This is a genomic window from Pseudomonas sp. SH10-3B, from assembly GCF_019891415.1.
Taxonomy (GTDB): Bacteria; Pseudomonadota; Gammaproteobacteria; order Pseudomonadales; family Pseudomonadaceae; genus Aquipseudomonas.
The window spans coordinates 1-8920 of sequence record NZ_JAFLXD010000089.1 but is presented as its reverse complement, the minus strand read 5'-3'; the positions used below and the strand labels follow the sequence as shown (position 1 = coordinate 8920).

Sequence of the window (8920 nt, the reverse complement as noted above, 5' to 3'; positions counted from 1 at the left end):
GCTGTGTCGCGTTGAGCGATGCGCCATGAGCGCCAGCACGGAATAAGGAATACACGACTTGAAAACCGTATTGATCGTTGACCCGTTCTCGACGGGCAAACTCTATGCCCGCCTGTTCAAAGCCCAGGGCGTGAAGTGCTATGCCGTGATCTCGACAGACGCCTTGCCCAAACACTTCACCGATGACCTGATCAGAGAAGACTTCGAAGACGTCTACCACTGGGAAGAGAGCCTGCTGGTCGACCTGGAAAGCCTGTCGTTGCACGCCGTGATCGCAGGCTGCGAAACCGCGATCTACCTGACCGATTACCTCACGAAAGTGCTGCGCATCAAGGGCAATAGCCACATCACCAGTGATTTGCGCCGTAACAAGTTCTCCATGCAACAAGCGCTCAAGCACCATGGGCTGGCGAACATTGAGTCACAACTGCTGAGTTCACAGAGTCATATTCGAAAGGTGGTCGATTCGCTGGAGGAAACAGCCACCTACGTCGTCAAACCGCTGAACTCAGCCGCCACCGAAGGCGTGGTGTTTGCCCGGGGTAGAGGCGAAGTTGAGACCGCCTTGAACAATGCGGCCTGGAAGCAGAAAAACGACCTGGGGGAAATCAACCTCGGGTTTATCGTGCAGCCATTCATTTCTGGCCCGGAGTATGTGGTGGATATGGTCGCTTTTGGCGGCGAATACATCATTGCTACGGTGTGCAAATACACCAAGATCGATAAAAACGGCAGCAAGTTTGTCTATGAAAGCCTGGATACCCTTGACCCCCAGTCGGCGGATCTGCGCCCTCTGATCGACTACGCCCGCCAGGCAGCAGCGGCCCTGGGCGTGCAGGTCGGACCGATTCATATGGAAATCATTTGGTCTGACGCTGGCCCCGTAATGATCGAGGCCGGCGGCCGACTGCACGGGGGGATTGCTCCCCTGCTGTTTCAACAGGTGTATCACCCCGACTTGCTGTCACTGTCGATTGATAGCTACCTGGACCAACCAAAACCCCAGGCCGATGCTGTCAGCCAGATCAGCCATGGCCGCATCGGGTTCTTTTGCTCCGACGAACGCCGCACGTTCGCCCCACCCTTGCCTCAGGTCATCCAAAGCGCACAAGAGGACGAGGCCTATTGCGGCCATCGTTACTTCATCAGCGAAGGCGATACCACGCCAATCACCGTCGACTTCGCTACCTGTCCGGGATTGTTCTGGCTGCAGCATCCTTCGGCGCAGCAACTGGACGTCAGTACCGCCAACCTGCGAAAAAAACTGTGGGGTTAAGGTTATGAAAAGTCGCTTGATCATCAGAAAGTCAGCCTGTGAGCTGGGCATCAATAATGCGTGCGCCGCCGTTATCGAAGACATCACCGTCTCGAATGACCAGAGCTTTGTCGGGGTGCTGCAAAGTAACCTGAACCACGTGGCCTCGCGCCTTAACGAGCTGGATTCGAATATCGTGTATGAGGGGTTTGCCAGGCAGCTCAAAAAGCTTGGCTATGAAAACACCGTCAGTGCCAACGAAAAGCTGCTGCGACGTTTCATCGCCAAAGGCGTCTATCCCATCAACAACATCGTCGACGCCTATAACGCCGTCGCGATCCGGCATGGGGTCAGCATCGGCGTGCACACCTATCATCAGAAGGATGATATCTACGTGATGCGCTCGGATAAGCCGAGGGTGCTACGCCCACTGTTCGCCAAGAAGGCCATCACGATTCCCGTTGGCGATATCGTCTATACCTGCGGTGATGTGCCATTGGCGAGTATCGGCAAGGTTGACGCCGATGCCCATGACTTCCGGCTGACGAAGGACTCGTCAAGGCTGCTGGTGGTGATCCTGGGGCATGACGACACGTCACTCCAATTCAACCAGGGGGTCATCGAAGAACTCGTGGATACGTTGCGTCAGAAAATGCCGAACCTGAGTCATCATTTTCTTGAAACCGTGCGCGATCAAGCCTGAAGCCAAGGCATAAAGCGGTGGCCGGCGCCTAGCGCCAGGCCTTCAGCACTGGGTTGACCACGACTTCCTTCACATGCTCGATCTTCAGCAGGGTTTCCTTGAAGACCATCAGTTCTTCAAAGCTCCTGTACCGAACGTCGAGCATCATGTCCACGTCGCCAAACAGTGAGTAGGCATGCACCACCTGGCTGAACTGCTGGACCTTCGGAAACACCAGATGGCAATTGCTGCCATTGAGCGTCAGCATCAGGAACGCCGCTTGCAGGGTCTCATCGCCCTCGGCGACGTTGATGGTGAAGCCCAGAATGATGCCTTTTTCAATCAGCTTTTGAACGCGCGACTCCACTGCGGTTCGAGACTTGTGAACTTGCCGCGCCAATTGCGCCAGGCTGACCCGGGAGTCATCCTTCAAGGCTGCAATGATCAGTTCATCAATCTTGTCCACTCTGCCGCCCCCACACCGTTCTTTTCGATAGCAGACTTTCATTGCCGCTCACGCATGCCCTCGGCCCATCATGTCGCAGACTGTACGCCAGGCACGGGCTTTACGCCCAACCGACTGATCCACACCGCCCCCAGGATCACCAACCCACCCAAGGCCAGGCGGCCCAGCGGTTCGTGCTGGTTCCAGATCAGCAGGTTCAGCAACAACCCCACCGGCACATGCAGGTTGTTCATCACCGCCAGCGTGCCGCCACGCACCAGGCAGGCGCCCTTGTTCCACCAGTACATCCCCAGCGCGGTGCTGACCAGCCCGAGGAACACCAGCACGCCCCACTGCAGTGGCGCTTGCGGCAAGAAGTCGGCCTTGCCGAACAACAGGAACGCCGGCAGCACCACCAGCAACGCGCCGAGGTAGAAATAACCGAAGCGTCGGTAGTGCGGCTGGTTGCTCGGGTAGCGTGCCACCAAGTGCTTGTACATCACTTGCCCGGCGGCGTAGGTGAAGTTAGCCAGCTGCAGCAGCAGGAAGCCCATCAGGAAGTGCGGGGTGATCTGATCGAAGCGAATCACCGCTGCACCGGCGACTGCCACCAGCGCAGCAACCAGTGCCCAGGGGTTGAAGCGCCGGTTCAGGGCGTCTTCGATCAAGGTCACGTGCAACGGCGTGAGGACGGTGAACAGCAACACTTCCGGCACCGTGAGCACACGAAAGCTCAGGTACAGGCACACGTAGGTCACGCCAAACTGCAGCGCGCCGATCACCAACAGGCCGCGCATAAAGGCCGGTTCTACCGAACGCCAGCGGGTCAGCGGGATAAATACCAGCCCGGCCAGCACGACGCGTACCAGCACCGCGAAGTAACTGTCGACGTGACCGGCGAGGTATTCGCCGATCAAACTGAAGGAAAATGCCTGAATCAGGGTGACAACCAGTAAATAGCCCATGTGCGCCTCGCATCGAATGGGCGGGACATTAAAGCTTTTCGCTGTTTGAAGAAACTCGGGGCAAAAAAAACCCGACCTCGCTAAAGCGGCAGTCGGGCAGGAGCACTCAGGAGCAACAAGTGCAAAGGGAGGTTCGTTACGCGTACTTGAAGGGTTTGCGTGGCGCTAGATAAACACCGCGCGATTACCTGACGATTAAAGGATCAAGCGACCTGGGCCAACAGCGCTTTGGCGTGGTTGATGCCCTTTTCCTGGAAGTCGCCACTCAGGTTCACCCCTTCGGCATGAATGAACGTGACGTCGTGGATGCCGATAAAGGCCATGACCTGACGCAGGTAGGGTTCCTGGTGATCCGAAGTGGCGCCGGTGTGAATACCTCCCCGAGCAGTCAGCACGATGGCGCGCTTGCCGGTGAGCAAACCTTGCGGCCCGGTGGCGGTGTACTTGAAGGTGACGCCGGCCCGCAGCACGTGATCCAGCCAGGCTTTGAGGGTGCTGGGGATAGCAAAGTTGTACATCGGCGCCGCCATTACCAGCACGTCGGCAGCCAGCAATTCGTCGGTCAATTCATTGGAGCGGTCGAGCGAAACCTGTTCATCGTCATTACGTTGCTGCGCAGGCTTCATCCAGCCACCGAGCAGGTTGGCGTCGAGATGGGGGACCGGGTTGAGGGCCACGTCACGCACGGTGATCCGGTCTGCCGGGTGAGCGCCCTGCCATTGGCTGATGAACTGCTGGGTCAGTTGGCGGGAGATCGAGCCCTGCTGGCGAGCGCTGCTTTCGATGATCAGAACATTGGACATGGCTTCGTAGGCTCCATCTGTAAATGCTGTAAGGCGATGGAGAAAAGATTAACCAGGGCTCATTCGATAAAAAAGCGCAAAAAACTGCTACAACCCATCTAGAAATTTGTTGATAAGCGGAGTATTCCTGTGGGCATGCTCCGCTGCCGCGTTATTTTGGCGCGCAGGCCAACGCGATACGCATCTTGATAATGGCGCGGTTGAACTTGACCGTGGTGTTGGTGCTTTTGCCTGCTGGCACCGTAACCGTGCGGCGACGTGGCGATTCCGGGCCGTTGGTGAAGGTTACCGAACACACAGCGTCTTGGGTGCCGTAGTTATTCAGCTGAATCGAACTGATATCGCCGTCCACGTCAGAGGCGGTGTAATCGATGCTCACGCCATCGATCTTTTTAGTCACGTCGATGGGGTAGGCAAACGCGCTCATCGGCAACAGCGCCAGCCACACACAACAGAATTTTCTCATTCGGCAGTCTCCAATAGGGACCGCCAGCTTAGGACAAGAGGAACACATCTTGAAAGCGCCCCGCGTTACCCTCGATCAATGGCGCACGCTGCAAGCCGTGGTCGACCATGGCGGCTTCGCCCAGGCGGCCGAAGCGCTGCACCGTTCACAGTCTTCGGTGAGCTACACCGTGGCCCGTATGCAGGACCAGCTTGGCGTTCCGCTGCTGCGCATCGATGGGCGCAAAGCCGTGCTCACCGATGCCGGTGAAGTGCTGTTGCGCCGCTCCCGGCAACTGGTGAAAAACGCCAGTCAACTGGAAGACCTCGCCCACCATATGGAACAGGGCTGGGAAGCCGAAGTACGCCTGGTGGTGGACGCCGCCTACCCCAACGCGCGCCTGGTCCGCGCGCTCACCGCGTTTATGCCGCAAAGCCGTGGTTGCCGCGTGCGCCTGCGTGAAGAGGTGCTGTCCGGCGTCGAAGAACTGTTGATGGAAGGCGTGGCCGACCTGGCGATCTGCGGCTTCAGCATCCCCGGCTACCTGGGCACCGAAATGAGCGACGTGGAGTTCATCGCCGTGGCCCACCCCGAGCACGCCTTGCACCGCATGAACCGCGAGTTGAGCTTCCAGGACCTGGAAAGCCAGATGCAGGTGGTGATCCGCGACTCCGGCCGCCAGCAACCCAGGGATGTAGGCTGGCTCGGCGCCGAACAACGCTGGACCGTCGGCAGCCTGGCCACCGCCGCCGCGTTTGTCGGCAGCGGCCTGGGCTTTGCCTGGCTGCCACGGCACATGATCGAGCGCGAACTCGCCGAGGGTGTGCTCAAGCAACTCCCCTTGGAACAGGGCGGCAGCCGCCGCCCCACGTTCTATCTGTATTCAAACAAAGACAAACCCTTGGGACCAGCAACGCAGATCCTGGTGGAGCTGCTGCGCACCTTTGACACAGCCCCGCTGGACGCGCCGTTCGCGGCCCCCCAGCAAGCCTGAAACGGAGTTCATGCATGGCCTGGTTCGACCACGAAGGCTGCAGTCTGCACTATGAGGAATACGGCCACGGCACGCCGCTGATCCTGATCCACGGCCTGGGCTCCAGCAGCCAGGACTGGGAACTGCAGGTGCCGGTGCTGGCTCGCCACTACCGCCTGATCGTGGTGGATGTGCGCGGCCATGGACGCTCCGACAAACCTCGGGAGCGCTACAGCATCGAAGGGTTCACCTACGACCTGATTGCGCTGATCGACCACCTGGACCTGCCGGCCGCCCACGTGGTGGGCTTGTCCATGGGCGGCATGATCGCCTTCCAACTGGCGGTGGACGAACCCGACCGGGTCAAGAGCCTGTGCATCGTCAACAGCGCGCCGCAGGTGAAGGTGCGCAGTGCCGATGATTACTGGCAGTGGGCCAAGCGTTGGACCCTGGCCCGCACCCTCAGCCTGGCCACCATCGGCAAGGCCCTCGGTGACCGGCTGTTCCCCAAACCTGAGCAAGCCGACCTGCGCCGCAAGATGGCCGAACGCTGGGCAAAAAACGACAAACGTGCTTATCTCGCCAGCTTCGATGCGATTGTGGGCTGGGGCGTACAGGAACGACTTTCGAGGATTACCTGTCCAACCCTGGTCATCAGCGCCGACCACGACTACACCCCCGTGGCCCAGAAAGAAAACTATGTAAAACTGCTGCCCGATGCGCGGCTGGTGGTGATCAAGGATTCCCGCCATGCCACGCCCTTGGACCAACCCGAAGTCTTTAATACCACCCTGCTCGATTTTCTAGAGACAGTCGACACCACTCCCCAGGATCACTGACCCATGCTGAAAAAAATCGCCTTCTTTGCCGGTTCCGTTCTGTTCGCTGCCAACCTGATGGCGGCCGAACCCGCCAAGGCGCCACACGTATTGATCTCCACCACCAACGGCGACATTGAAATCGAACTGGACCCGGTCAAGGCGCCGATCAGTACCAAGAACTTCCTGGCCTATGTCGACAAGGGTTTCTACACCAACACGATTTTCCACCGTGTGATCCCGGGCTTCATGGTCCAGGGTGGCGGTTTTACCCAGTCGATGTCGCAAAAGCCGACCGAAGCGCCGATCAAGAACGAGGCCAACAACGGCCTGCATAACGTGCGTGGCACCTTGTCCATGGCGCGTACCAATGACGCCGATTCGGCCACCAGCCAGTTCTTCATCAACGTCGCTGACAACGCCTTCCTCGATCCGGGCCGTGACCGTGGCTATGCCGTGTTCGCCAAAGTGGTCAAAGGCATGGATGTGGTCGACATCATCGTCAACTCCCAGACCACCACCAAACAAGGCATGCAGAACGTGCCAATCGATCCTGTCCTGATCAAGTCGGCCAAGCGCATCGACTGAGGTCTGCAGGTAGTTCCGCGCGCGGCCCACAAGGCTGCGCGCGCATTTGAAAGGAGAGCCCGCCAGGCGGGCGTCAACCCTAATGCTCTATCGTCGTTTTGAACAACTGATCGATATTTTCCGCGACGCCCCGAGCGCCGCCCCTCCCGACAAAGTCCTGCCCTTCTACCTTTACTACCTGCGCCAGGTGTGGCCGCACTTCGCCGCCCTGCTGGTCGTGGGACTGATCGGTGCGCTGATCGAAGTCGCGTTGTTCAGCTACCTGAGCCGTATCATCGACCTCGCCCAAGGCACGCCGCCCGCGGACTTCTTCCAGGTCCACAGCACCGAGCTGATCTGGATGGCGGTGGTCGCCCTGCTGCTGCGCCCGATCTTTGGCGCACTGCATGACCTGCTGGTGCACCAGACCATCAGCCCCGGCATGACCAGCCTGATCCGCTGGCAAAACCACAGCTATGTGCTCAAACAGAGCCTCAACTTCTTCCAGAATGACTTCGCCGGACGTATCGCCCAGCGCATCATGCAAACCGGCAACTCCCTGCGCGACTCGGCAGTGGCGGCGGTGGATGCAATCTGGCACGTGGCGATCTACGCCATCAGCTCCCTGGTGCTGTTTGCCGAGGCAGACTGGCGGCTGATGATCCCACTGGTCACCTGGATCATCTGCTACAGCCTGGCGCTGCGCTACTTCGTGCCACGGGTCAAGGAACGCTCGGTGATCTCCTCCGAGGCGCGTTCCAAACTGATGGGCCGGATCGTCGACGGCTACACCAACATCACCACGTTGAAGCTGTTTGCCCATACCCAGTCCGAGCAGGAGTACGCCAGGGAAGCGATCATCGAGCAGACCGAAAAGACCCAACTGGCCAGCCGCGTGGTGACCAGCATGGACGTGGTGATCACCACCATGAACGGCCTGTTGATCGTGACCACCACCGGCCTGGCGCTCTGGCTGTGGACACAGTCGCTGATTTCCGTGGGCGCCATCGCCCTGGCCACCGGCCTGGTAATCCGCATCGTTAACATGTCCGGCTGGATCATGTGGGTGGTCAACGGCATCTTCGAAAACATCGGCATGGTGCAGGACGGCCTGAAAACCATCGCCCAGCCGCTGGCAGTGATCGACCGCGACAACGCCCCACGCTTGAGCGTGCCCCACGGGGAAGTGCGCTTCGAGCAGGTGGATTTCCACTACGGCAAGAAGAGCGGGATCATTGGCGGCCTGAACCTGAACATCAAGGCCGGGGAAAAAATCGGCCTGATCGGCCCATCCGGCGCGGGCAAGTCGACCCTGGTCAACCTGCTGCTGCGCCTGTACGACCTGCAAGGCGGGCGCATCCTGATCGACGGCCAGAACATCGCCGAGGTGGCCCAGGAAACCCTGCGCGAACAGATCGGCATGATCACCCAGGACACCTCGCTGCTGCACCGTTCGATCCGCGACAACCTGCTGTACGGCAAGCCGGACGCCAGCGACGAAGAACTTTGGGCCGCCATCCACAAAGCGCGCGCCGATGAGTTCATCCCGCTGCTGTCGGACGCCGAAGGCCGCACCGGGCTGGATGCACATGTGGGTGAGCGCGGGGTGAAACTCTCGGGTGGGCAACGCCAACGTATCGCCATCGCGCGCGTACTGCTCAAGGACGCGCCGATCCTGATCATGGACGAGGCCACTTCGGCGCTGGACTCGGAAGTGGAAGCTGCGATCCAGGAAAGCCTGGAAACCCTGATGCGTGGCAAGACGGTGATTGCGATTGCGCACCGGTTGTCGACCATTGCGCGGATGGATCGCCTGGTGGTGCTGGAGAAAGGCCAGATTGCCGAGACGGGCAGCCATGCCGAGCTGCTGGCCCATGGCGGGTTGTATGCACGGTTATGGCAACACCAGACCGGAGGGTTTGTGGGCATCGACTGAAGCAAATGTGGGAGGGGGCTTGCTCCCGATA

At 59.5% G+C, this 8920-nt stretch carries 10 protein-coding genes; 6 read left to right on the top strand and 4 right to left on the bottom strand.

The features are described 5' to 3' along the window. The first annotated feature begins 58 nt into the window (after positions 1-58). Complete coding sequence (locus tag J1G35_RS30155; RefSeq protein ID WP_053133016.1) at positions 59-1276, top strand: ATP-grasp domain-containing protein; 1218 nt, start codon at positions 59-61, stop codon at positions 1274-1276. Positions 1277-1280: 4 nt separating this feature from the next. Next, the gene (locus tag J1G35_RS30150; RefSeq protein ID WP_053133012.1) at positions 1281-1958 is read left to right on the top strand and encodes a phenylalanine--tRNA ligase beta subunit-related protein; all 678 of its coding nucleotides are present in this window, start codon (positions 1281-1283) and stop codon (positions 1956-1958) included. Positions 1959-1986: 28 nt separating this feature from the next. Here J1G35_RS30150 and J1G35_RS30145 read toward each other — a convergent pair whose 3' ends face one another. The 4 genes from J1G35_RS30145 to J1G35_RS30130 form a co-directional block, all read right to left on the bottom strand. After that, on the bottom strand, positions 1987-2403 hold the full coding sequence (locus J1G35_RS30145) for an Lrp/AsnC family transcriptional regulator (protein ID WP_053133009.1): 417 nt from the start codon (positions 2401-2403) through the stop codon (positions 1987-1989). A gap of 68 nt (positions 2404-2471) precedes the next feature. Then, on the bottom strand, positions 2472-3347 hold the full coding sequence (locus J1G35_RS30140) for a carboxylate/amino acid/amine transporter (protein ID WP_053133006.1): 876 nt from the start codon (positions 3345-3347) through the stop codon (positions 2472-2474). Between the two features lie 203 nt (positions 3348-3550). Next, on the bottom strand, positions 3551-4150 hold the full coding sequence (locus tag J1G35_RS30135) for an FMN-dependent NADH-azoreductase (protein ID WP_053133003.1): 600 nt from the start codon (positions 4148-4150) through the stop codon (positions 3551-3553). Positions 4151-4301: 151 nt separating this feature from the next. Next, entirely contained in the window at positions 4302-4616 is a 315-nt protein-coding gene (locus J1G35_RS30130) for a hypothetical protein (protein ID WP_053133001.1), read from the bottom strand. A 49-nt stretch (positions 4617-4665) separates the two neighbouring features. On the opposite strand from J1G35_RS30130, the gene J1G35_RS30125 reads away from it, so the two are divergent. The 4 genes from J1G35_RS30125 (at position 4666) to J1G35_RS30110 (ending at position 8889) form a co-directional block, all read left to right on the top strand. Beyond that, positions 4666-5589: a LysR family transcriptional regulator gene (locus tag J1G35_RS30125; RefSeq protein WP_053132998.1), complete on the top strand. Its 924-nt coding sequence runs from the start codon at positions 4666-4668 to the stop codon at positions 5587-5589. 14 nt (positions 5590-5603) lie between these two features. Then, positions 5604-6407 carry an alpha/beta fold hydrolase gene (locus J1G35_RS30120; RefSeq protein WP_053132996.1) on the top strand — a complete coding sequence of 268 codons (804 nt, stop codon included), beginning with the start codon at positions 5604-5606 and terminating at the stop codon, positions 6405-6407. Positions 6408-6410: 3 nt separating this feature from the next. Continuing rightward, complete coding sequence (locus J1G35_RS30115) at positions 6411-6974, top strand: peptidylprolyl isomerase (RefSeq protein WP_223016822.1); 564 nt, start codon at positions 6411-6413, stop codon at positions 6972-6974. 82 nt (positions 6975-7056) lie between these two features. Continuing rightward, a complete protein-coding gene (locus J1G35_RS30110) occupies positions 7057-8889 on the top strand; it encodes an ABC transporter ATP-binding protein (protein ID WP_053132992.1) in 1833 nt (610 codons plus the stop codon). Positions 8890-8920 lie beyond the last annotated feature (31 nt).